General features: G+C 62.3%; 20 protein-coding genes and 8 tRNA genes. 5 read left to right on the top strand and 23 right to left on the bottom strand.

Annotated features, from left to right (window positions below):
* Positions 1 to 60 precede the first annotated feature (60 nt).
* Both VPH40_RS19815 and dbpA read left to right on the top strand, forming a co-directional pair.
* Positions 61 to 297, top strand: coding sequence for a hypothetical protein (locus tag VPH40_RS19815; RefSeq protein WP_251351821.1), 237 nt, complete (start codon positions 61 to 63; stop codon positions 295 to 297).
* A gap of 111 nt (positions 298 to 408) precedes the next feature.
* Complete coding sequence (gene dbpA, locus VPH40_RS19820; RefSeq protein WP_328574300.1) at positions 409 to 1,836, top strand: ATP-dependent RNA helicase DbpA; 1,428 nt, start codon at positions 409 to 411, stop codon at positions 1,834 to 1,836.
* On the opposite strand, the gene VPH40_RS19825 is transcribed toward dbpA, so the two are convergent.
* The 4 genes from VPH40_RS19825 to VPH40_RS19840 form a co-directional block, all read right to left on the bottom strand.
* Positions 1,823 to 2,365: a hypothetical protein gene (locus tag VPH40_RS19825; RefSeq protein WP_328574301.1), complete on the bottom strand. Its 543-nt coding sequence runs from the start codon at positions 2,363 to 2,365 to the stop codon at positions 1,823 to 1,825. The genes dbpA and VPH40_RS19825 overlap by 14 nt on opposite strands.
* On the bottom strand, positions 2,358 to 2,891 hold the full coding sequence (locus VPH40_RS19830; protein WP_328574302.1) for a hypothetical protein: 534 nt from the start codon (positions 2,889 to 2,891) through the stop codon (positions 2,358 to 2,360). Before VPH40_RS19830 ends, VPH40_RS19825 begins: the two co-directional genes overlap by 8 nt.
* An 81-nt stretch (positions 2,892 to 2,972) precedes the next feature.
* Positions 2,973 to 4,349: a cysteine--tRNA ligase gene (gene cysS / locus VPH40_RS19835; protein WP_328574303.1), complete on the bottom strand. Its 1,377-nt coding sequence runs from the start codon at positions 4,347 to 4,349 to the stop codon at positions 2,973 to 2,975.
* 240 nt (positions 4,350 to 4,589) lie between these two features.
* Positions 4,590 to 5,831 (bottom strand): MFS transporter, encoded by a 1,242-nt coding sequence (locus VPH40_RS19840; RefSeq protein WP_099664734.1) that lies wholly within the window; start codon positions 5,829 to 5,831, stop codon positions 4,590 to 4,592.
* Between the two features lie 127 nt (positions 5,832 to 5,958).
* Here VPH40_RS19840 and VPH40_RS19845 point away from each other — a divergent pair, with 127 nt between their 5' ends.
* On the top strand, positions 5,959 to 6,789 hold the full coding sequence (locus VPH40_RS19845) for an AraC family transcriptional regulator (RefSeq protein ID WP_251351825.1): 831 nt from the start codon (positions 5,959 to 5,961) through the stop codon (positions 6,787 to 6,789).
* A gap of 38 nt (positions 6,790 to 6,827) precedes the next feature.
* Here the strand turns inward: VPH40_RS19845 and aqpZ are convergent, their stop codons facing one another.
* The 18 genes from aqpZ to VPH40_RS19935 all read right to left on the bottom strand — a co-directional run bounded on the left by aqpZ (position 6,828) and on the right by VPH40_RS19935 (position 17,689).
* Complete coding sequence (aqpZ, locus tag VPH40_RS19850) at positions 6,828 to 7,523, bottom strand: aquaporin Z (RefSeq protein WP_289899133.1); 696 nt, start codon at positions 7,521 to 7,523, stop codon at positions 6,828 to 6,830.
* 224 nt (positions 7,524 to 7,747) lie between these two features.
* On the bottom strand, positions 7,748 to 8,158 hold the full coding sequence (locus VPH40_RS19855; RefSeq protein ID WP_251351827.1) for a GNAT family N-acetyltransferase: 411 nt from the start codon (positions 8,156 to 8,158) through the stop codon (positions 7,748 to 7,750).
* Entirely contained in the window at positions 8,158 to 8,616 is a 459-nt protein-coding gene (locus VPH40_RS19860; RefSeq protein ID WP_180278591.1) for an Ivy family c-type lysozyme inhibitor, read from the bottom strand. Before VPH40_RS19860 ends, VPH40_RS19855 begins: the two co-directional genes overlap by 1 nt.
* Positions 8,617 to 8,681: 65 nt before the next feature.
* Positions 8,682 to 9,092, bottom strand: coding sequence for a hypothetical protein (locus VPH40_RS19865; protein WP_143451341.1), 411 nt, complete (start codon positions 9,090 to 9,092; stop codon positions 8,682 to 8,684).
* Positions 9,093 to 9,121: 29 nt separating this feature from the next.
* On the bottom strand, positions 9,122 to 10,270 hold the full coding sequence (locus VPH40_RS19870) for an amidase family protein (RefSeq protein ID WP_328574304.1): 1,149 nt from the start codon (positions 10,268 to 10,270) through the stop codon (positions 9,122 to 9,124).
* A gap of 206 nt (positions 10,271 to 10,476) precedes the next feature.
* Complete coding sequence (locus VPH40_RS19875) at positions 10,477 to 11,052, bottom strand: elongation factor P (RefSeq protein ID WP_034758247.1); 576 nt, start codon at positions 11,050 to 11,052, stop codon at positions 10,477 to 10,479.
* Between the two features lie 135 nt (positions 11,053 to 11,187).
* Positions 11,188 to 12,357: an elongation factor P maturation arginine rhamnosyltransferase EarP gene (gene earP, locus VPH40_RS19880; protein WP_328574305.1), complete on the bottom strand. Its 1,170-nt coding sequence runs from the start codon at positions 12,355 to 12,357 to the stop codon at positions 11,188 to 11,190.
* A gap of 93 nt (positions 12,358 to 12,450) precedes the next feature.
* Positions 12,451 to 12,526: transfer RNA gene (locus tag VPH40_RS19885), tRNA-Glu, on the bottom strand.
* 57 nt (positions 12,527 to 12,583) lie between these two features.
* Positions 12,584 to 12,659, bottom strand: a tRNA-Glu gene (locus VPH40_RS19890).
* A gap of 123 nt (positions 12,660 to 12,782) precedes the next feature.
* A tRNA-Glu gene (locus VPH40_RS19895) sits at positions 12,783 to 12,858 on the bottom strand.
* Between the two features lie 242 nt (positions 12,859 to 13,100).
* Positions 13,101 to 14,138, bottom strand: a complete 1,038-nt coding sequence (locus VPH40_RS19900; protein WP_328574306.1) for a DUF5694 domain-containing protein — start codon at positions 14,136 to 14,138, stop codon at positions 13,101 to 13,103.
* A 369-nt stretch (positions 14,139 to 14,507) separates the two neighbouring features.
* Positions 14,508 to 14,583: transfer RNA gene (locus VPH40_RS19905), tRNA-Ala, on the bottom strand.
* Positions 14,584 to 14,633: 50 nt separating this feature from the next.
* Positions 14,634 to 14,709, bottom strand: a tRNA-Glu gene (locus VPH40_RS19910).
* A 38-nt stretch (positions 14,710 to 14,747) separates the two neighbouring features.
* Positions 14,748 to 14,823: transfer RNA gene (locus tag VPH40_RS19915), tRNA-Ala, on the bottom strand.
* Positions 14,824 to 14,957: 134 nt separating this feature from the next.
* Positions 14,958 to 15,033 (bottom strand) — tRNA-Glu (locus tag VPH40_RS19920).
* A 67-nt stretch (positions 15,034 to 15,100) separates the two neighbouring features.
* Positions 15,101 to 15,176: transfer RNA gene (locus tag VPH40_RS19925), tRNA-Ala, on the bottom strand.
* A gap of 124 nt (positions 15,177 to 15,300) precedes the next feature.
* Positions 15,301 to 16,707, bottom strand: coding sequence for a glutamate--tRNA ligase (gltX, locus tag VPH40_RS19930; RefSeq protein WP_328574307.1), 1,407 nt, complete (start codon positions 16,705 to 16,707; stop codon positions 15,301 to 15,303).
* Between the two features lie 70 nt (positions 16,708 to 16,777).
* Positions 16,778 to 17,689: a LysR family transcriptional regulator gene (locus VPH40_RS19935; RefSeq protein WP_251351870.1), complete on the bottom strand. Its 912-nt coding sequence runs from the start codon at positions 17,687 to 17,689 to the stop codon at positions 16,778 to 16,780.
* A gap of 101 nt (positions 17,690 to 17,790) precedes the next feature.
* Between VPH40_RS19935 and lysA the strand changes: the two genes are divergently transcribed.
* Positions 17,791 to 19,029 carry a diaminopimelate decarboxylase gene (gene lysA / locus VPH40_RS19940; protein ID WP_328574308.1) on the top strand — a complete coding sequence of 413 codons (1,239 nt, stop codon included), beginning with the start codon at positions 17,791 to 17,793 and terminating at the stop codon, positions 19,027 to 19,029.
* A 62-nt stretch (positions 19,030 to 19,091) separates the two neighbouring features.
* Positions 19,092 to 20,657 (top strand): phospholipase D family protein, encoded by a 1,566-nt coding sequence (locus VPH40_RS19945; RefSeq protein WP_328574309.1) that lies wholly within the window; start codon positions 19,092 to 19,094, stop codon positions 20,655 to 20,657.
* Between the two features lie 15 nt (positions 20,658 to 20,672).
* On the opposite strand, the gene VPH40_RS19950 is transcribed toward VPH40_RS19945, so the two are convergent.
* Positions 20,673 to 21,635 (bottom strand): hypothetical protein, encoded by a 963-nt coding sequence (locus tag VPH40_RS19950; protein ID WP_328574310.1) that lies wholly within the window; start codon positions 21,633 to 21,635, stop codon positions 20,673 to 20,675.
* Positions 21,636 to 21,661: the final 26 nt, after the last annotated feature.

The raw sequence follows: 21,661 nt of genomic DNA on the forward strand, positions 1-21,661 counted from the left end.
TAGGCGGGCAGCACCTTGCCCGCCCCCTGGCCATCGCAAGCCAGGGACAGAGGTTAGCAAATGAGAGATAAAAAAGACAACGCCACCATCGACTTGCCCGGCTTCGGCCCGCCGCCAGCGCCCGAGGCGCCAGAGCCGGCGCCGGAACCGCAGCGCCGCACGCGCGCGCGCAAGGTGGCCTTGAAGCAGGTGCAGCTCGAATTGTTGGAGCCGACCGATGCCACGGGCCTGCCCGTGTGGACGCGCGACGCCGGCCTCGATCTGACCGGCTTGCCCATCTGGGCGCCAGACAATTAACACCCCATGCCGGCGGCCGTTTGCCGCCGGCTTCCACACCACCATCCGCACAAGGGCGTAGAACGCCTGTAGACTGTGCCCATCCACCCGCTTTTTACCGGCTCCGCCCCTATGAACACCACCACTGACACCACCACTTCCTTTACCAGCCTGCCGCTGACGCCCGCCTTCCTGGCCAACCTGGACTCGCTCGGCTACCACGAGATGACCACCATCCAGGCGCAAAGCCTGCCGGCGGTGCTCGATGGCCGCGACCTGATCGCGCAGGCGAAAACAGGCAGCGGCAAGACGGCCGCCTTCGGCATCGGCATCCTGCACAAGCTCAATCCGGCCTGGTTTGCCGTGCAAGGCCTGGTGCTGTGCCCGACGCGCGAACTGGCCGACCAGGTGGCCAATGAATTGCGGCGCCTGGCCCGCGCGGCCGGCAACATCAAGATCCTGACCCTGACGGGCGGCGCGCCGATGCGCCCGCAAATCGCCTCGCTGGAACACGGCGCCCACATCGTCGTCGGCACGCCGGGCCGCCTGCGCGACCACCTGGGCCGCGGCACCATCAACCTGAATCACGTGCAGACGCTGGTGCTCGATGAAGCGGACCGCATGACGGACATGGGCTTTTACGAGGAAATCGCCGGCATCGTCAGCGCCTGCCCGGCGCGCCGCCAGACCTTGCTGTTCTCGGCCACGTATCCGGAAGACATCCGCCGCGCCACGGCGTCGTTCCTCGTCAATCCGCTGGAAGTGACGGTCGAGGCGCAGCATGACAACGACAAGATCGAGCAGCGCTTCTATGAAATCGGCTTCGACGAGCGCAATAGCGCCGTCGGCAAGCTGTTGAAGCACTTCAAGCCGGAATCGACGCTGGCCTTCTGCAACACCAAGGTGCATTGCCGGGAACTGGCCGAAGAACTGCGCCAGCAAGGCTTTTCCGCGCTGGCACTGTACGGCGAGCTGGAACAGCGCGAGCGCGATGAAATCCTCGTGCTGTTCGCCAACCGCAGCTGCTCCGTGCTGGTGGCCACCGACGTCGCCGCGCGCGGCCTCGATATTTCCGACCTGGGCGCCGTGATCAACGTCGACGTGTCGAAGGACACGGAAGTGCACATCCACCGCATCGGCCGCACGGGCCGCGGCAGCAAGAAGGGCCTGGCCCTGTCGCTGTGCGCGCCGAACGAGAAAAAATGGGTCAAGCTGATCGAGCAGTACCAGAACAGCGCCGCCGAATGGCACGACCTGAAGGAACTGGCGGAAGATGACGGGATGGAGGCGCTGCCGGCGCCGATGGTCACCCTGTGCATCATGGGCGGCAAGAAGGACAAGCTGCGCCCGGGCGACCTGCTGGGCGCGCTGACGGGCGACGCGGGCCTCACCAAGGAGCAAGTGGGCAAGATCAACGTGTTCGAGTTCATGACCTACGTGGCGCTCGACCGCAAGGTGGCCGAAGCGGCCTTCAAGCGCCTGAACGCAGGCAATACGCTGGGCCGCGACTTCGGCAACATCAAGGGCCGCAGCTTCAAGATGCGCTTTATCGAGGCGTAAGCCGCTGTAATGCCCGCAGGGCCGCCATGGCCCTGCGTCCCGGATAACCGTCCCACACGGGATATTGATGGCGGTAGTAGCAGTTCCAGTAGCTGACGGCGCGCCGCTGCAGCGTATCCACATACGCGGGGTTCTCCCGCAGGTAGCGCGCCAGCGCCTGCGCATTCCAGGCCGGCAGCGCCGCCCCGATTCTCTCGACGATCTCCAGCACGTATTCACCGCACAGGTGCACGACGAACGGCACCGTCCACGCCCGCTCCTGCAGCAACAGCTGTTTTAAACACGCTTCGCGCAGATGGCCATCGTGATGGCGCGTGCCCAGGCACAGGGCGATCACGCCCGCGTCGCCGGGCAGCTGCGTACAGGCCAGCAATCGCTGGCGGTCGTAATACGTGCGCATCGGGATCAGCAAGGCCTCGCCATCCTGGCATACGGCAAATGGCGGGTGTGCCTGGCTGCTCCCCAGTGCGGGCAGCAGCTGCGCCACAGTGCCGGCCAATGCCGCCGGAAAGGCGCCTGCTTCAAGCATCGCGCCCCTCCTGGCACACTTTACGCACGCCCAGCGCAGGTTTATCCACCTTTTCAAAGATCACATTCGAATACCATGCGGCCGGATCGCCTTCGGTGGGCTTGCCCAGCGAAATATAGTAAGCGCCGTCGGTGAACAGGGCCGTGGTTTCCTTGCCTGGCCTGGCCCCCTGCAGGAAGGCCGGCCAGGCCGCCTTGTCGACTTGATTAAAACGCGCGGCCAGCAGCGCCAGCAAGCGCGCGTGCGAGGCCGGCGCATACGGGAACAGATACAGGTACTCGACCAGTTCGCCGCCGTCCGCCAGGCGCGTGACGGCGGCCGTCGCCGCCTCGACCTCACCACCAAAACTGCACAGCACTCCGCCGCTGTAGGCGAAATCGATGACGGTCGCAGGCGCACACGCCTGCCGTTCGCGGTCGACGCCGACGGGCGGCAGTGCGCGCACTTGCGCCAGCAGCGCCTCGCTCGATGTAGCCAGCGCGGGAAAACCGGGGCAGGCGCTGGCCGCCTGGACGGAGTTAGACAAGGCAAGGCAACAACTCAATAGCAGCAAACGACGCTTCACGGCATCTCCAGTTTCATCAGGCGGCCATTATGCAGGACATCTTCACAAAGGCCGCGCCTGTTGCCCCTGCGGCGTATCGTCGATCTCATAGCCGGCCGCGCGCGCCAGTGCGCGCAAGCGGTCCGCCTCGGCCCACTGGCGCTCCAGGCGGGCGGCAGCCCGTTCCGCCATCCACGCCTGCACCTGCTGCGGCACTTCCACCTGCGCCGGCTGCCAGGCCAGCAAGTCCAGCCCCAGGGCCGTATCGAAGCGGGCCATCGTGGCCTTTTTCACGGCGTCGGGCAGCCCGCTTTTCAGCAGCTCCCAGGCCACGGCCAGCGCGCGCGGGTAATTCAAGTCATCGTTGATGCAGCTCATGAAGCGCTCATGCCACGCGGGATCGGCCTCGCCGTCCGCAGCACCCAGGCCATGCACGGTAGAGCGCAAGCGCGCCAGGCCGCTGGCAGCGGCGCGCAAGGCATCGTCCGTGAAATTGAGGCTGCTGCGGTAATGGGCGCCCAGGCACAGGTAGCGGTAGGCCAGCCGATCGACGCCCTGCTCCACCAGGCTGTGCAAACGTAAAAAGTCACCCGACGACTTCGACATCTTCGCGTCCTGCGTTTTCAGGAAGGCACCATGCAGCCAGAAATTCGCCAGGCGCGTGCCATGGCGCGCTTCCGTTTGCGCGATCTCGTTGCTGTGGTGGACGGCCACATGGTCTTCGCCGCCGCAATGGATGTCGAAATACGCGCCCAGGTGTTTTTCCGCCATGGCCGAGCATTCGATATGCCAGCCAGGGAAACCCAGGCCCCACGGACTGTCCCATTCCATCTGGCGCTGGCCCGGCACGCCGCTGAACTTCCACAGCGCGAAGTCGCAGATATCGCGCTTCTCGCCCAGGTCTACCCTCTTCCCTGCCTGCAGGCCGTCGCGGTTCAGGCGTGCCAGTTTCCCATAGCTGTCCTGGCGCGTCGTATCGAAATAGATGCCGTCGTCCGTGCGGTAGGTATAGCCCTTCGCTTCCAGGTCGAGAATGAATGCGATCTGCTCCGCAATGTGGTCGGTGGCGCGGCACCAGACGGTGGGCGGCAGGATATTGAGCTGGCGCAGATCGCCCTCGAACGCGCGGGTGAATTCGGCGGCGATATCCCAGGCGGACTTGCCGCTGCGGGCGCTGCGGGCCTCGATCTTGTCGTCGCCGCTGTCCGCATCCGACGTCAGATGGCCCACGTCCGTGATATTCATCACGTGGCGCACCCGCAAACCGTTGAATTCGAGCGCACGGCGCAAGCCGTCGACAAACAGATAGGTGCGCAGGTTGCCGATGTGCGCGTAGTCGTAGACGGTGGGGCCGCAGGCGTACAGGCCCGCCTGGCCCGGGGCGATGGGATCGAACGGACGCAGGCTGCGGCTATACGTATCGTACAAATGAAGTGTCATGCGGGGCTTTCATGCGCGTTGCGGAAAAAGAAAATGGCCACAGGTTTTTCAACACTGTGGCCATCGGAATGAGGAGTAAAAGTTTAACGGCGCCGGGCCGCATCCTCACGAAGCCAGGTACACGGACACAGCGCAGCGGCGGCGCGGCGGTATGCAAGGACTGGAGGGAAGATGGAAGAAATCATGATGAGAATATCGCATGCACGCGGGCGGGCCGTCAAGCCCTCCCGCAATGCGCGCTTATTTTTTCGCCTGCTCGATATGCGGCAGCAGCACCGTCAGGATGCCCAGCAGCGGCAGGTAGGAGCAGATTTTATACACATAGGCGATGCCCGATACGTCGGCCAGGTGGCCCATGGCGGCCGCCGCGATGCCGGACACGCCGAACATCAGGCCAAAGAAGATCCCCGCGATCATGCCCACCTTGCCCGGCACCAGCTCTTGCGCAAACACAACGATGGCGGAAAACGCGGAAGAAATGACGAAACCGATGATCACCGTCAATACAGCCGTCCAGAACAGGTCGACATACGGCAGCAGCAGGGTAAATGGCGCGGCGCCCAGGATGGAAATCCAGATCACGCGCTTGCGGCCGATGCGGTCGCCGATGGGACCGCCCATGAAGGTGCCGGCCGCCACAGCGGCGAGGAAGAGGAACAGGTACAGTTGCGCCGCGCCGATCGACAGGTGAAACTTGTCGATCAAATAAAACGTGTAATAGCTCGACAGGCTGGCCATGTAGATGTATTTCGAGAACACCAGCAAGGCCAGCACGCCCAGGGCCCCCATCACCTTGTTGCGCGACAAGTTCGGTCCATGGCCGCCTGCCTTCGGCTTGAAGCTGGCCAGGTGGCCGCTATACCAGTGGCTGACCTTGTACAGCACGCCGATGGCCAGCACGGCAAGCAAGCTGAACCAGGCGATATTGCCCTGCCCGCGATTCACGATGACGGCGGCCGCCAGCAACGGACCCAGCGCGGAACCGACGTTGCCGCCCACCTGGAACAGCGACTGGGCAAAGCCGTAGCGTCCGCCCGACGCCATGCGGGCCACGCGCGACGCTTCCGGGTGGAAAGTCGACGAACCGACGCCGATCAGGCCCGACGCGATCAACAGGGTCGGGAAGGTCGAGACGATGGACAGCATCAGCACGCCGGCCAGGGTAAAACACATGCCGACAGGCAACAGGAACGGCAGCGGACGACGGTCCGTGTACAAGCCGATCCAGGGCTGCAACAACGATGCCGTGCACTGGAACGTCAGGGTTATAAGGCCGACCTGGGTAAAGCTGAGTGAAAACTCGGCTTTCAGCATCGGATAAATCGACGGCAATAATGCCTGGATCAAGTCATTGAGCAAATGCACGAAGGCGACGGCGCCCAGGATATGCATGGCCAGACCGGATTGTTGTTGGGAACTAGGAAGCGAGGGCGCCGCCGGCACGGGCGTGGCCAATGCTGGGGCAGGTGTGGTTGTGTGCATGTGTCATCCGCAATAATCGGGCACGGCGGGCGGCCCGGCAAAGAAGCCAGTATAGTATGGTCACTGAACTGATAACTTCCAATAATCGTCGCCCAAGTGACAACCAAGAGACAAACCCGCGCCCCACATGTACACCCAGCAACCCGCCCAGACCCATCCCGATGGCGTGCCGTTCAGCCGCAGCACCAGCTCGCACGACTACCAGCACGTGCCGCGCCCCGTGACGGCCATGTCCAGGCAATATGCGGCGGGCGACTATACGGCGCCGCACAGCCACGTGCGGGCGCAGCTGCTGTATGCGACGGAAGGCGTGATGCGCGTCTCCACCGAGCACGGCGTGTGGATATTGCCGCCCCGGCGCGCCCTGCTGATCCCCGTGGGCGTAGTGCATGAAGTCCACATCTTGAGCGAACTGAGCATGCGCACCGTGTACATCGATGCGCAGGTGGCGGCCCAATATGGCGCCGATTGCAAGGTGCTGGAAGTGAGCCGGCTGTTGCGCGAGCTGATCCTGGCCTTGCTGGCCGAGCCGATCGAATATGCGCTGGCGGGCCGCGGCGACTGGCTGGCGCATTTGATCCTGTCCGAGCTGACGGCGGCCGATACCGTACCCATCGCCATCCCCTGGCCGCGCGACCGCCGCCTGGTGGCCGTCTGTTCGGCCATCATGAGCGCGCCCGGCAGCCGGCGCAGCATCGAGGACTGGGCGCAGGATGCGGGCGCCAGCGCGCGCACCCTGATCCGCTTATTCCCCAAGGAAACGGGCTTGCACTACCGCCAATGGCTGCAGCAAGTCCACCTGGCCGAGGCCTTCTGCCGCCTGGACCGGGGCGAAGGCGTGGCGGCCATCGCCTATGCGCTGGGCTACGCCAGCCCCAGCGCCTTCAGCGCCATGTTCCGCCGCATCCTGGGCCGCACGCCGCAGCATTACCTGAGCGAGTGGCGCGCCGCCGACTAAATGAAAAAGCAGCCCGCGGGCTGCTTTTTTTTACATGTTCACGCTGATTCTTTTTCGCCGGCAATCAAGCGGTAGGCCAGCGCGCCCAGCAAGGCGCCGATGATGGGTGCCAGCCAGAACAGCCACAGCTGGCTGGTGGCCCAGTCACCCACGTACAGGGCCACGCCCGTGCTACGGGCCGGGTTGACGGAGGTATTCGTGACGGGAATGCTGATCAGGTGGATCAGGGTCAGCGCCAGGCCGATCGGCAGCGGGGCGAAGCCGGCCGGCGCGCGCTTGTCGGTGGCGCCCAGGATGACGATCAGGAAGAACATCGTCAGCACGATTTCAATGACCAGCGCCGACAGCATCGAATAGCCGCCCGGCGAATGGGCGCCGAAGCCGTTCGAGGCAAAGCCCTTGCTGACATCGAAACCGGCCTGGCCGCTGGCGATCACGTACAGCACGCCGCCGGCCACGATGGCGCCCAGCACTTGCGCAATGATGTATGGCAACAGTTGATTGGCGGGGAAGCGGCCGCCGGCCCACAGGCCGATCGAGACGGCAGGATTCAGGTGGCAGCCCGAGATGTGGCCGATGGCGTAAGCCATGGTCAGCACCGTCAGGCCAAAGGCCAGCGCTACGCCGGCAAAGCCGATGCCAAGGCCGGGAAAGGCGGCGGCCAGCACGGCGCTGCCGCAACCGCCGAAGACCAGCCAGAACGTGCCGAGAAATTCGGCGCCATATTGTTTCATGATGTATTCCTTTAAAGTGACGAGAAAACGTGCCAGGGACGACCAATCGGACCGCTCACCACCTTTGCCCCGCCAGATAGCGACGGCAAAGCACAGCACCAGCAACGCACCGCTGCGTAAGCTGCAGAGCGCGCATAATGACATGATGTCATTATCAATGCAACATTATTGCGTACAATAATGTTAATAGTTCTCTTGACACTTAAAGGTTGTTTTGATAATTCTCACGCCGCAGGACGGCGCATGTACTTGTGTGGCGCCTCCAGTGGCGCAAAACCAAAGCTTGCATACAGGCCATGCGCGTCATCGGTGCCCAGCATCCAGACGACATCGCGCACACGCGCATCGTCGAGCGCGGCGGCCACGATCTGCTTGCCATAGCCGCGGCCCTGGTATTGCGGCAGCACAAACACGTCGCGCAGGTAGGCAAAATCCGTGTAATCGGTGATGACCCGGGCGAACGCCACTTGCTGGCCATCAACATAACCGCCGAAACACAGCGCGTTGGCGATGCCCTTGCGCACCGTTTCCAGCGCCACGCCGCGCTTCCAGTACGACTGTTCGCTCAGGTAGCGGTGGATCATGGCCACGTCCAGCTCGCCGCGTTCGCTGGAAATGCGCAGTGGCGCGTGCATCAGTTCTTGAACAACATGTCGGCTTCGGCGATGCTGGGTTCGCCGAAGTAGACGGTGCGCGAGCCGCCCTTGCCATCGCTGCCGATATACACGCCCGTCATGCTGCGCTCGGCCGGGTCGTACAGGATGGAGTAGCGGTGGCCGCAATTGTGCGGTTCGCAGACACTGCTCAGCAGACGCGCCTTGCCGTCGATCTCGACGGGCTTGAGCGGACTCGCCACACCATTCGGCACCCAGCGCTGCCGCTTCAGGCCAGCCTTCTTCAGGCCGATATTGAAGGCCTTGCGAAAGGCGTAGTCCGCCTTGTAGACGTCGGGGAAGTATGGGCAGGTGTGGCCGCCGTCGCAGCTTTGCGCCTGCTCGATCAGCGACAGTTGCGGCGTACGCGCGTGCGCCGGCAGGGTGGCCAGCGCCACGGCGGCGCCCAGGAACAGGGGCAGGAACAAACGTGCGGACATGCAATCTCCTAAAAGCATTCAATAATGCCAGCAGCATAGCAGAATGGCATGCTTGTGCGCCCGTCTCAGGGAGAACAGCGGATACCGACGACCCCGTTGACCTTGCCTTCCGCCCATCCCGTCTCGCGCCAGCGGTACACGCCGGGCGCGACGATGATCAACTGCCACTCCACCAGCTTGCCAGCGGCATTGAGGCGGGTTTCATTGTCATAGCGTAAAGTCAGGCTGTGCTCCGTTTCCGCCACCACCGTCGCGGCAAAGCGGTTGGTTTCCCCCAGCTTGCTTTTCCACGTCCGGTCGCTGAAGATCGCCAGCCGCCGATGATCGTCAGACAGCTGCATGCGCGTAAAGTGCCGCGCTTCTTCGCAAACGCTATTCGTATTGACGCTGTCGGACCAGCTGCCAGACAATTGCGCGGCATCAAAAGGAGTCGGAATGGCCGTCACGGCCGCAGTCAGCAGCAAGGTTGCAAGCATAGTTTATCGAAAGAAAACGAAAAAAATCATCATGGCAGGCGCAACGCCAGGGTAATGCTCGACGGCAGCGCGGGCGTGCGCCGGTGCAAAGTCGCCTGCTCATAGGCATACGCCATCGCGATGAGTTGCATGTCGCCGTGCGCAGGGCCGATGAAGGACAAGCCGACCGGCAAGCCCCCGGCCACGCCGGCCGGCACCGTAATATGCGGCAAGGCCGACGGCGCCTGCGCCACGCCATGGCAGGTGGGTCCCACCAGCGCATCGAGGCTGTGCGAGCCCAGCAGCGCTTCGATGCCGCCGGGCCCGGTCGCGGGCGGCATCTCGATCAATTCCGCGCCCTGCTCGCGCAACGCCAGCAGCGCCTGCCCGATCACGGCATCGGTCCCGGCGCACAGGCCGAACAGGCTGCGCGCCACGCCGATGCGGCGCCCATGCAAGCCGGCGGCATCCAACACCACGCCATCGGCCAGGCGTTCGCCGCTCAGGGCCGCGAGCAGCCAGGCCGCCTCGCGCACGCTGGGCGCCATCGGTCCGGCCGTGGCCGGCTCGCCGCCCTGCCCCGCGGCAGCCCTGCCCGTGGGCTTGATGGCGACCAGGCCGCAGTTTGAAGCCGGCGCGACGATGGAACCGTCCGCCGCGCTGTCGACGGCGAGGATGGTCAGCCCGGCCCAGCTGGCACTCGCATGCGGCACGCTGACGGCAGCCCATTGGCGCAAATTGCTTTTGCCGATGATGACGGCGCCGGCTGCGCGCAAGCGCGCCGCCACAAAGGAATCGCAGCTGGCATGCGTGGCCAGGGGCGCCTGCGTGCGCGTCTTCATGCGGTCGCCCGTGGCGATATTGTCGCGCAAGACGACGGGAATGCCATGCAAGGGGCCGCGCACCTTGTGCACCTGCCGTTCGCGGTCCATTTCCAGGGCGATTTTCAGCGCATCGGGGTTGATTTCAATGCCGGGATAGGCGCGCGCGCCGATGCTGCACAGGGAACGGATGCGCCCCAGGTACTGCGACGTCAGCGCATGGGAACTGAGTTTGCCCGCCTGCATCATCTGCTGTTGCGGCAACACGCCCGCATCGAGCAGATGGGCCATGGGGCTGGCGGGCGCCGTGGCACGGGCCAATACGGGACGCGCCACGCCCCGGGACGCGCCACTGCGTAACATCTGACTGCGCTGCATGCTATCTCCAGGAAACTTCAATGTTTCTACCGCAATAATGTTCTAGCCATAGCATAGCAGTCCTTGCAACACAATTGTTGTTGAAGGGAATTATTTTTTAAGCAAAAAAAACGCCGCCCGAAGGCAGCGTTTCTTGGTGATCCAGCACTGAGGCAAACCAGACCGGCATCTGCCGGGCCATGCGCGCAGCGCAGTGCAAGAATCTATCAGTTGCGTACGACACGCTTGTATTCGTTGGTACGGGTGTCGATTTCGATGACGTCGTCCTGTGCCACGAACAGCGGCACTTGCACGGTGTGGCGGTGTGCGTCGATGGCGTTTTCGATCTTGGCTTCTTTCAGGACGTTGCCCGAAGTATTGCCCTTGACCGCTGGCTCCGAGTACACCACTTGACGGGCGATGGTCGTAGGCAGTTCAACGGAGATAGCTTTGCCGTCGTAGAAAATGGCTTCGCATTCCATGCCATCTTTCAGGTAGTTCAGCGCTTCGCCCAGGTTTTCTTCTTCGATTTCGTACTGGTTGTACTCGGTGTCCATGAACACGAACAGCGGGTCGGCGAAGTACGAATACGTCACTGGCTTTTTATCCAGAACAACAACGTCAAACTTGTCGTCGCCGCGGAACACGTTTTCCATCGGGGTGTTCGTCAGAAGATTTTTCATCTTCCATTTGTAGGTGAAGCCCGTGCGGCTCGAACCGTTGACATCAGAACGCAACACGATCATTGGCTTGCTGTCGACCATGATGATATTGCCAACACGAATTTCTTTTGCGGGTTTCATAGGAATGTACGTAAAAAGTGGGTTGCATGAAGACCATCTGCCGCCTGTGCGCCATCGGCGCCGCAAGCTTGCGTTTGATCGGTTAAAAATACGTTAGAAATAACCGGGCATTTTACCTTAATTTTTGGCAAGCGCCTATCTCGTCGCGCCAGCGAACGCCAGCAGGTTACTGGCCAGATCGCCATTGGCCTGCATCTGCCGCTGCCAGGCCTGCGCGCGCGCCCGGATGCGCGGCAGGTCGGCTTGCAGAGCGGGCCACAGCTGCGCCCATGGCAAGGCATCCGCGCTGGCGCCATTCCAGGCCAACGCCGCCTGCACCAGGCTGTCGATGGCGCCGTCCGCATCGGCCGCATAGCGCTGCAGGAAGGCGCGCAATTTCACGTGATGCAAGTTTTCATCCTGCAGATAGATATGCCAAAGAAACGGCTGGCCAGCCCATTGGGCGCGCACGAAGGAATCCTCGCCGCGCACAAAATTGACGTCGCAAGCCCACAGCAGGCGGTCGTAATCGTCTTGCGGCACGAACGGCAGCACCCGTACGGTGAGCGCGCCGCGCGTGCGCGCCGCGCCGGCCAGCGCCGCATCGTCGCCGATAAACGCCTGAACGGCATCGAACGCGACGCCTTCCGGCACCAGACACGTCACGGGCTCGCTGCCCGCCTGCCAGGCCGCAAACAGCTCGGCGACCGGGGCGGACGGGTAGCAGAACAGCGATATTTTCAAGGCGGACATTTCCGCCGCCGTCACGCCGAATTGCCCGAGGAATGCCGCCATGGCGCCCGCATCGGCCTGGAACGCCAGCCTTTTCTCGTCCAGCGCCGCTTCGCGCAGCAGGCCGCCCGTCTTGTTCGTGAAGCCGGGAAAGAAGAAATGCTTGATCATGCCGTGGCGCGGCGACGTCAGCGCGTGGCAACCCTCGACCCACTCTTCCGCCGTCAAGCCTTCCAGGTTCAGCCACACGGGATGCGGCGCGCATTGCGCCATGGCGGCGATATAGCCGGGAGGAATGTCGCAGGCAAAGAATTCGATGACGATGTCGGCGACGTCGGCCGGCGCGAATGCGCCCTCCTGGTCGCGCCAGTGGCGCACCGTGACGCCGCCGGTCTGCTGCACTGGCGCCGCCACGTCGATTTCCGGACAGATGCGCCGGAAACTCGGCAAATCATCGACCCACAGGGTGACAGCCACGCCATGCTCGCCGCTCAACTGCCGCGCCAGGCGCCAGCAAATGCCGATATCGCCGTAGTTGTCGACGACTTTGCAGAAGATGGCCAAGGTTGGCGCGCGATCGGTAGCTAATGGCATATTCAAAGGGGAAGAAAAAAGTGGCATGGCAGCCCATAACAAAAAAGCCGCACTGTTACCAGGCGGCTTTTTTGTTGGCTGATTCAGCCGGTCTGGCGTCCCCAAGGGGATTCGAACCCCTGTACTCACCGTGAAAGGGTGATGTCCTAGGCCTCTAGACGATGGGGACAGAAAATCTGTCCTGAATGCACTATTCCGCATCCCGACCTGTTACTGCTTGCGAATCTGGCGTCCCCAAGGGGATTCGAACCCCTGTACTCACCGTGAAAGGGTGATGTCCTAGGCCTCTAGACGATGGGGACAGAAATCTGTCCTGAATGCACTAAATGCATCCTGACCCGGTACTGCAGCAATATTGCAGAAACAAAAAAAGCCTGACTTGTCAGGCCCATTCAGCACTGCACTCTTACTTTACAACTAAATCCTGGCGTCCCCAAGGGGATTCGAACCCCTGTACTCACCGTGAAAGGGTGATGTCCTAGGCCTCTAGACGATGGGGACCTGTGCTGGCTTTACTCTCAGCGGACTCTTCGTTGAAGGCTTTACTTAGCCCCTCAAAAAAGCGTGCGCGAAGTTTAACACGAAGCGATTCACGAAATCAACTGCCGGCCTTCTTTTTTCCACCTTATTTGTATCTTTGCCCCCTATGGAGACAGGATGATGGCAGGAAGATATGGAAAGCAGTGGCACGCCAGGCACGCAGGGAAAACCGCGCCAACCACCTGGCGCGGCAAAAGCATTCCTTAACGCAAGATATCGCCCGTACTGGCGATGCGCACGTCATGCATCTGGCCCAGATACGCCTCCAGGTAGCCCTTGTGGGATGCGCCGACGATGACCAGCACGCGCATGCCCGGGCGCGCCGCCATGATTTCGCGGATATTCGACGCCATGCGCAAGTTGCGCACCTCCCAGGAGGCCACGTAGTTGCGGCCATAACGCTGCGGCGACGGTTCTTCCAGCGCCGCGCCAAAGTCGCCGCGGAAGGCCAGGTCCGCCTCTGCGCGTCCGTTATAGGCGCGGTAGATCGCCAGCACACCGGCGGGCGTATTCCATTGCTCCTCAAACCCGGCATGAATGCGCTTGCGCTCGGCCGAAGAGGAATTATTCCAGGCCGCCCTGATCGCCTTGGCATACGCCTTTTCATCGTCGACAGGCATATCGGACGTATGGTCATCCATGGCATGCACCCGCTCGTGCCCGCCCTTCGCCGCCAGCACGGCAGCAATCTGATAACTCTCGTTGCGCTGCCCCAGCAGGGAATTGAGGTTCGCGGCCAGGGGCTCGCTCACGCCGTCACCGGCGCGCCGCTCATCCGCGGGCAGGCGCAGCCATTGCACCAGCGCCGATGCACGCTCGCCACCGGCCAGGAACAGGGAAGCCAACGTGCGCCGCTGGGCGGCGGACGGCGCCGCCGGCCAGGCGGCCAGCAAACGCTCGGCCTGCGCCGTGGCCGCCACCACATCGAGCCCCGTGGCGGCCCGCGCGGCGGAAGTGTCATAGCAATACGCTTTCACTGTATCGTCATAGCGCTGCGGATAGGCGCGCAGGTAAGCGCATTGCAAGCCGGAAAGCGCCTCGATCGCGATCGCATCCGGCCGCCAGCCCGCCAGGCGCTCGTTGAGCAAGCTCAATTGAGACGGATCAAACGGCTTTGGCAATTGCGCCAAATGGGGCGAACCGAGCACCAGCACGTCATTGAACGGCCCCTTTTGCAACTTCAGCGCACCGGGATCGAATTTCGCCGCAGGCGGCGCCTCCGCGTGCGCGGGAACGCGCATAACGGCAGCAAGAAAAAAACTGGCAAATACGCGGTGCATCCTGTCTCCTCAGTGTAATGGTCCATTTTTTATCCGCGGGCATGATGAAATCAAGCCGCCTGCCAAATGTAACCACTCCGCAAATCACTGTCAGTTATATCCATGCAACCAATAGGCACAAAAAAAGCCGCCCGAGGCGACTTTGATTTATTCACTACCTGTTTCTGCACTGTTGGCGGAGGTTTGCGGGAGCCAACCACTGACCTCTTGCATGCCATGCAAGCGCACTAACAGCTTAGCCATATTCCCTCGAGCGAAGAAACCACCAGCACAAATAAAAAAAGCCGCTCAAGGCGACTTTGATTTATTTACTACCTGTTTCTGCGCTGTTGGTGGAGGTAAGCGGGATCGAACCGCTGACCTCTTGCATGCCATGCAAGCGCTCTCCCAGCTGAGCTATACCCCCCGGGCGCAGAAACACTGCTACTTCTTTACAACTACAACACCAGACTGAACTGGCGTCCCCAAGGGGATTCGAACCCCTGTACTCACCGTGAAAGGGTGATGTCCTAGGCCTCTAGACGATGGGGACCTCGGTACTACAGTTTTACCACCTTACTTCTGCGCTGTTGGTGGAGGTAAGCGGGATCGAACCGCTGACCTCTTGCATGCCATGCAAGCGCTCTCCCAGCTGAGCTATACCCCCCGGGCGCAGAAATAATAAAAGCCGCACTTGGCGACTTTGTTCCACTACTTGCTTTCCATCCAGATTCCGCTTTTTACGGGCCTGAACTTACAACAATCAGTACAAACAACTGCCACTACTATATCACAACTACCTGGCGTCCCCAAGGGGATTCGAACCCCTGTACTCACCGTGAAAGGGTGATGTCCTAGGCCTCTAGACGATGGGGACCGCGGAACTTCCAAACAACATCTGCACCACTTCAACGACTAACAAAACCTGACTGCGATTTTGCTGCTGGTGGAGGTAAGCGGGATCGAACCGCTGACCTCTTGCATGCCATGCAAGCGCTCTCCCAGCTGAGCTATACCCCCGTTGGTGCAGAAACAAGAGTATAGCAAAGAAGTTTCACTCTGCAAATACCCTTTTTCGTCTATGAGCAACTTTTCATAGGGGCGGTTTCCACACCGCATTTACACGCTCAATTCGGCGCGGCGATTACAGCCACTTTGCCAGGCGCGCCAGCACGGTCTCGCGGCCGAAAATCACCACCACCTGGTCGATGGCAGGCGTCTGCAGCTGGCCCGTCAAGATCAAACGCAAGGGCATGGCCAGCAGCGGCATCTTGATGGCGTTCGCGGCCAGCACTTCCTTGATCATGGCGGCGACGGCTTCCTTGCTCCACTCCACCGTGGCGATACGCTCGGCAAACTGCACCAGCACGGGCTTGATGGCATCCGTGATGTGCTGCGTGACCAGTTCCGCTTCCGGCTGCGGTTCGCGGAAGAACAGCATCGAGGCGGCAGCCAGCTCATTGACGGTGTTGGCCCGCTCTTTCATCATGCCCAGCACTTGCGCCAGGTCCGGCGCGCCTTCGAAGACGGCGCCGGCGGCGACCATTTGCGGACGCGCCAGGTCGGCCAGGCGGGTATTGTCGGCCTGCTTGATATAGTGGTTGTTCAGCCAGGCCAGTTTTTCATTGTTGAACTGGGCCGCCGATTTCGACAGGTGGTTCAGGTTGAACCACTCGCAGAACTGCTCGGTCGAGAACACTTCATCGTCGCCATGGCTCCAGCCCAGGCGCGCCAGGTAGTTCAGCATCGCTTCCGGCAGGAAGCCCTGCGCCGGGTAATCCATCACGCTGACGGCGCCATGGCGCTTCGACAGCTTCTCGCCATCCGCGCCCAGGATCATCGGCAAGTGACCGTACAGCGGCAGCGGTGCGCCGATGGCGCGCAGGATGTTGATCTGGCGCGGAGTGTTGTTGACATGGTCGTCGCCGCGGATCACGTGCGTGATCTGCATGTCCCAGTCATCGACGGCCACGCAGAAGTTGTATGTCGGCGTGCCGTCAGGGCGGGCGATCACCAGGTCGTCCAGCTCGCGGTTGGAAATCGTGATCGTGCCCTTGACCACATCGTCCCACGTCACGTCGCCATCGAGCGGGTTCTTGAAACGCACGACGGGCTTGCGGTCGGCCGGCACGGCCGGCAGGGTCTTGCCCGACTCCGGACGCCAGGTGCCGTCGTAGCGCGGCTTTTCACCGGCGGCGCGCATGCGCTCGCGCATCGCTTCGACTTCTTCCGGCGACGAGTAGCAGTGATATGCCGTGCCCTCAAGCAGCATCTGCGCCACCACTTCGCGGTAGCGGTCCATGCGCTGCATCTGGTAGAACGGGCCTTCGTCGTGGTCCAGGCCCAGCCACTTCATGCCTTCGATGATGGCTTGCACGGCTTCCGGCGTGGAACGCTCCACGTCCGTGTCTTCGATGCGCAGCACGAAGGTGCCGCCGAAGTGGCGGGCATACGCCCAGCTGTACAAAGCGGTGCGGGCGCCGCCCAAGTGCAGATAGCCGGTCGGGCTGGGAGCGAAACGGGTGCGGACGGGAGTAGCGGTTGTGGTCATCGAAGTAGTCAGGCTTGAATAAGTAAAACGCCATTTTACTCTGTTGACCGCCGCCGCTCCACAAGCACCGTCACAGCTGCAGCAAGCGCCTTTTCACCTCCGCCGCCTGCGCATGCAGCGCCTGCTCGAACAGGGCGACGAGTTGCGACAGGGGCCGGTGCAAAGGTTTCACGAGATTCACCGTGAACGGCAAGGAAACGCCGAAGCGGCGGATCTGCAAGCCCTGCCCCGCATAATCGAGGGCCGTGAGCGGATTGACGATGGCCAGCCCCACGCCTTCGCGCACCATCGCGCACACGGAGGCGGCGCTGTGCGTGTCGAGCGCCATGCGCCGCTCCACGCCCGCCTGCGCGAAGATGGCGTCGATCTGCTGGCGGTAGGGGTCGACGGCGGCCAAACTGATGAAAGGCTGGCCTGCGAAGTCCGCCGGCTGCAGCACGGCCTTTCCGGCGAGCGCATGGCCGTCGGGCAGCACACACACTTCATCGACGGACATCAATGTATCGAGCGCGGTGCCCGGCGGCGCATTGCCCACTTCCGTCAGGCCGATATCGTGGCGCTGCGCCGACAGCCACTCTTCCAGCAGCGGCGACTCCTGCGGCGTGATGCTGATGCTCACCTTGGGAAAATCGGCGACGAAACGCTTGCACGCCTGCGGCAGCAGCGACTGGGAAAACACGGGCAGACAGGCGATCGACAGCTGCCCCTGGTCGAACTGGCGCAAGGCCGCCGCCGTGCTGATGATGCGCTCCAGGCCGAAATACGCGCGCTGCACTTCCTCGAACAGCTGCAGCGCCTGGGCCGTGGGACGCAGCCGCCCCCGCTCGCGCTCGAACAGGGTCAGGCCCGTCAAGTGTTCCAAGCGCGCCAGCTCGCGGCTGACGGTGGGCTGCGACGTATGCAGCATGGCGGCGGCGGCCGTCACGCTGCCCGTCGTCATGATGGCGCGAAAGACCTCGATATGGCGCAGGGAGATAGTCATGGTCATATCATAAATGAATAAGGTAGGCCCAAATAGATATTTTATAGTCGAAGTACAATCAGCCATCATGCGCTATCTCCTCATTCCACCGAAAGCACACGATGAAGCCCGTCACCGACCAGACCCTCGCCCAACTCGCCCAGGAACACGGCACGCCCCTGTGGGTGTATGACGCGGCCACCATCCGCGCGCGCATCGCGCAGCTAGCGCAGTTCGACACGGTGCGCTTCGCGCAAAAGGCCAATTCGAACATCCACCTGCTCACCCTGATGCGCGAAGCGGGCGTGCACGTGGACGCCGTCTCGCTAGGCGAGATCGAGCGCGCGCTGCAGGCAGGCTTTGCGCCGGCGCAAACGAATGGCGCCGCCGGCGTGGTCTTCACCTGCGACCTGTTCGACCGCGCCACCCTGGCGCGCGTGGCGGCGGCGAAGATCGAAGTCAATTGCGGCTCCGTCGACATGCTGCGCCAACTGGGCCCCGTGTCGCCCGGCCACCGCGTCTGGCTGCGCATCAATCCGGGCTACGGCCATGGCCACAGCAACAAGACCAATACGGGCGGCGAAAACAGCAAGCACGGTATCTGGCACGAAGAGCTGCCGGAGGCACTGGCCGTCATCCGCGCACATGGCTTGCACCTGGTGGGCCTGCACATGCACATCGGCTCGGGCGTCGACTACAGCCACCTGGAAACCGTCTGCGGCACCATGGTCGACCTGGTGAAAAACATGGGCCACGACATCGAAGCCATTTCCACGGGCGGCGGCCTGTCCGTACCCTATCGCGAAGGCGAGCAGCCGGTCGACACGGACCACTACTTCCAGCTATGGGATGCGGCGCGCAAGCAAATCGAGGCGCACCTGGGCCATCCCGTGCACCTGGAAATCGAACCGGGCCGCTTCCTCGTGGCCGACGCGGGCTTGCTGGTGGCCGAAGTACGCGCCACCAAGCAAATGGGCGGCAACCACTTCACCTTGCTCGATACGGGCTTCAATGAACTGATGCGCCCTGCCATGTACGGCAGCTACCATGAAATGTCGGTCATCGCGCATGACGGCCGCGCACTGGACATGCAGCGCGCTACCGTCGTCGGCGGCCCCCTGTGCGAATCGGGCGACGTCTTCACCCAGCGCGACGGCGGCGTGGTCGAAACACGCCTCCTGCCGGCCGCGCAGGTAGGCGACTACGTCGTCTTCGAAGGCGCCGGCGCGTATGGCGCGTCGATGTCGTCGAACTACAACAGCCGTCCCCATGCGGCCGAATTCCTGGTCGACGGAGAACAATCCCGCCTGATCCGCCGCCGCCAGACGGTGGCCGAACTGATCGCGCTGGAACAGTTGTAACACCTCGCCCCGTGCGGGCATGCGCATCTGCTAACATCGGGGCAACCCGATGAAAGCCCGCCATGTCCGCCCAAGCACTTCCCTTCCGCAGCGCCACCCGGCTGCTGCTGCCACTGCTGCTGTCCGCCGTCCTCGCCGGCTGCGCCTCGTTGCCTTCGCTGGAAGGCCGCATGGCATCCAGCGTCATCGCCGACACAAAGCACACCCAACTGGCCACGGCCATTGCGCCCATGGTGGCGCAGCATCCCGGCGTGTCCGGCATTTACCCGCTCGCCGATGGACGCGACGCCTTTGCCGCGCGCGCCCTGCTGGCCGCCGCCGCCCAGCGCAGCCTGGACGTGCAGTACTACATCTGGCACAAGGACATCACGGGCACCCTGCTGTTCGACGCCCTGCGCCAGGCGGCCGAGCGGGGCGTGCGCGTGCGCCTGCTGCTCGACGATAACAACACGACGGGCCTGGACCAGACCCTGGCGATGCTGGGCAAACAGCACAACCTGGAAATCCGCCTGTTCAATCCCTTCGTGCCCCGCGCGCCGCGCGCGCTGGCCTTTGCCACCGATTTTTCCCGCCTCAACCGGCGCATGCACAACAAATCGTTTACGGCCGATAACCAGGCCACCATCGTCGGCGGGCGTAATGTGGGCGACGAATATTTTGGCGCGGCCGGCGACGTGCTGTTTGCCGACCTGGACGTGCTGGCCGTCGGCCCCGTCGTCGACGACGTTTCGCGCGATTTCGACCGCTACTGGAACAGCGCCTCGGCCTACCCGGCCAGCCTGCTGCTGACCAGCCCTGTCGAGGGCGACGCGGCCACCATCGCCGCCGAAGCGGACCGCATCGACGACACCAAGGCGGCCGAGGAATACGTGCAGGCGCTGCGCACCTCGCCCTTCGTCAGACAAATGATGGAGCGCACCCTGCCCTTCGAATGGGCCAGGACGCGCATGGTCAGCGACGACCCGGCCAAAGTGCTGGACAAGGCCAGGCCAGGCACGGGCGTGGCGGACAACCTGAAAAACCTGCTGGGCGTGCCGGAAAAGGAAGTGGACCTGGTGTCGCCGTATTTCGTGCCCGGCAAAGCCGGCACCCAGGCCTTCGCCGACCTGACAAGAAAAGGCGTCGGCGTGCGCATCCTGACGAATGCGCTGGAAGCGACCGACGTGGCGGCCGTGCATGCGGGCTATGCGAAGTGGAGAAAACCGCTGCTGGAAGCGGGTGTGCTGCTGTACGAGTCGCGCCGCTCGTGGGAAGCCGGCGATGCGCGCGCACAGCCGGGCCGCTTCGGCAGCTCCGCATCGAGCCTGCATGCGAAGACCTTTGCCGTCGACGACCGGCGCATCTTTGTCGGCTCGTTCAACTTCGACCCGCGCTCGATCGAATTGAACACGGAAATGGGCCTCGTCATCGACAGCCCCGCGCTGGCCAGCCAGCTGGGGCAAGCCATGCGCACCACCATCCCGCAGCGCGCCTACCAGGTACTGCTGGGCGACGACGGCGCGCTGTACTGGATCGCCCGCGACGCCAGCGGCGCCACCACGCGCTACGACACGGAGCCGGGCACCAGCGTGTGGAAGCGCATCGGGGTGGCGATACTGTCGGTGCTGCCGATTGATTGGCTACTGTAAAGCACGCAGCCTATGTCATTTCCCGCGAAATGGCCGACAATATTTAAGGTCGGGGTATGGTTTCTCACCATCAAAAAATATCATTCTCAAACCAATAACCGTATCTGAGTAGTGACAATAAAAATTGGGATAATCCGGTACTGGCAACAGAGGTGGCGCCGGTGTGGTCTCAAGCCGGAACATCGTGCTCTGTAATCGGACGACCTCGGACAAGCACACGGTCTTGCGCGTACTTTCATTCGGGAGATCAGCATCCCGTAAAACCGTGCGCGGTTGACCAAAATCTGACTGACCTACCACGCTGGAGCTGAGGTAAAACAGTTTCATCGGTTTACGCAAAATAGCATTAAACTGATCGCTGTCCTCAAAGTTCAATATATCAAGCGGGGCGAAATCGGCCTGCAGATCCTTTCGGCAGTCTGATTCATACTCCGCAAATACCCATATATTATCGGCATCAAAGACAATAAGGCGTGGTACAGGCTCATCCGTTCTACATAATGCGTTTGGCCGCAAATCGATTGCAACAACACCAGCGTCGTTTCCTTCCAGTGATCGGCGCTCGTCACCGCCAAACCCAGGCCGAAGCAAATATATTTTGCGTGATTCTTCTTTAACAAGACTAACTGCACGATACGTCGTGTTGGCATAGGCCGAAAGCATTGGTTGAAACTGCAACTTGCCGGGATGCCACACGCTCACTCTGTAGCGACCTATCTCATGCCAATCCGGCTTCTGCGGTCGCTCCATCACCCAAAAACCCGGCGGGTCACATTTTGGCGGCACTTCACTATGCTCACATTTGTTATAGGCATGCAGATCAAGCCCGTTGCTCAGACTTAGCCACGGCTTGTCGGCCTTCAAGGGAACGGCATAATAATAGTCATATGAGGCATGATCGAAGTGTGGCACGACGCACCCCGGCAGCAAAATCCACATCAATGCCATACAACAACATTTGAATAGTGAACTGTTCATTGACGTCCTCATCGTGAAATAAAGAA

Origin of the sequence: Janthinobacterium sp. P210005, from assembly GCF_036231865.1 — a bacterium.
GTDB lineage: Bacteria > Pseudomonadota > Gammaproteobacteria > Burkholderiales > Burkholderiaceae_D > Janthinobacterium > Janthinobacterium kumbetense.

What these genes read in the sequence shown, in the direction of transcription:
- VPH40_RS19815 (WP_251351821.1), top strand. Translation starts at nt 61, where the DNA reads ATGAGAGATAAAAAAGACAACGCCACCATCGACTTGCCCGGCTTCGGC.
- dbpA (WP_328574300.1), top strand. Translation starts at nt 409, where the DNA reads ATGAACACCACCACTGACACCACCACTTCCTTTACCAGCCTGCCGCTG.
- VPH40_RS19825 (WP_328574301.1), bottom strand. Translation starts at nt 2,365, where the DNA reads ATGCTTGAAGCAGGCGCCTTTCCGGCGGCATTGGCCGGCACTGTGGCG.
- cysS (WP_328574303.1), bottom strand. Translation starts at nt 4,349, where the DNA reads ATGACACTTCATTTGTACGATACGTATAGCCGCAGCCTGCGTCCGTTC.
- VPH40_RS19840 (WP_099664734.1), bottom strand. Translation starts at nt 5,831, where the DNA reads ATGCACACAACCACACCTGCCCCAGCATTGGCCACGCCCGTGCCGGCG.
- VPH40_RS19845 (WP_251351825.1), top strand. Translation starts at nt 5,959, where the DNA reads ATGTACACCCAGCAACCCGCCCAGACCCATCCCGATGGCGTGCCGTTC.
- aqpZ (WP_289899133.1), bottom strand. Translation starts at nt 7,523, where the DNA reads ATGAAACAATATGGCGCCGAATTTCTCGGCACGTTCTGGCTGGTCTTC.
- VPH40_RS19855 (WP_251351827.1), bottom strand. Translation starts at nt 8,158, where the DNA reads ATGCACGCGCCACTGCGCATTTCCAGCGAACGCGGCGAGCTGGACGTG.
- VPH40_RS19860 (WP_180278591.1), bottom strand. Translation starts at nt 8,616, where the DNA reads ATGTCCGCACGTTTGTTCCTGCCCCTGTTCCTGGGCGCCGCCGTGGCG.
- VPH40_RS19865 (WP_143451341.1), bottom strand. Translation starts at nt 9,092, where the DNA reads ATGCTTGCAACCTTGCTGCTGACTGCGGCCGTGACGGCCATTCCGACT.
- VPH40_RS19870 (WP_328574304.1), bottom strand. Translation starts at nt 10,270, where the DNA reads ATGCAGCGCAGTCAGATGTTACGCAGTGGCGCGTCCCGGGGCGTGGCG.
- VPH40_RS19875 (WP_034758247.1), bottom strand. Translation starts at nt 11,052, where the DNA reads ATGAAACCCGCAAAAGAAATTCGTGTTGGCAATATCATCATGGTCGAC.
- earP (WP_328574305.1), bottom strand. Translation starts at nt 12,357, where the DNA reads ATGCCATTAGCTACCGATCGCGCGCCAACCTTGGCCATCTTCTGCAAA.
- VPH40_RS19900 (WP_328574306.1), bottom strand. Translation starts at nt 14,138, where the DNA reads ATGCGCGTTCCCGCGCACGCGGAGGCGCCGCCTGCGGCGAAATTCGAT.
- gltX (WP_328574307.1), bottom strand. Translation starts at nt 16,707, where the DNA reads ATGACCACAACCGCTACTCCCGTCCGCACCCGTTTCGCTCCCAGCCCG.
- VPH40_RS19935 (WP_251351870.1), bottom strand. Translation starts at nt 17,689, where the DNA reads ATGACTATCTCCCTGCGCCATATCGAGGTCTTTCGCGCCATCATGACG.
- lysA (WP_328574308.1), top strand. Translation starts at nt 17,791, where the DNA reads ATGAAGCCCGTCACCGACCAGACCCTCGCCCAACTCGCCCAGGAACAC.
- VPH40_RS19945 (WP_328574309.1), top strand. Translation starts at nt 19,092, where the DNA reads ATGTCCGCCCAAGCACTTCCCTTCCGCAGCGCCACCCGGCTGCTGCTG.
- VPH40_RS19950 (WP_328574310.1), bottom strand. Translation starts at nt 21,635, where the DNA reads ATGAACAGTTCACTATTCAAATGTTGTTGTATGGCATTGATGTGGATT.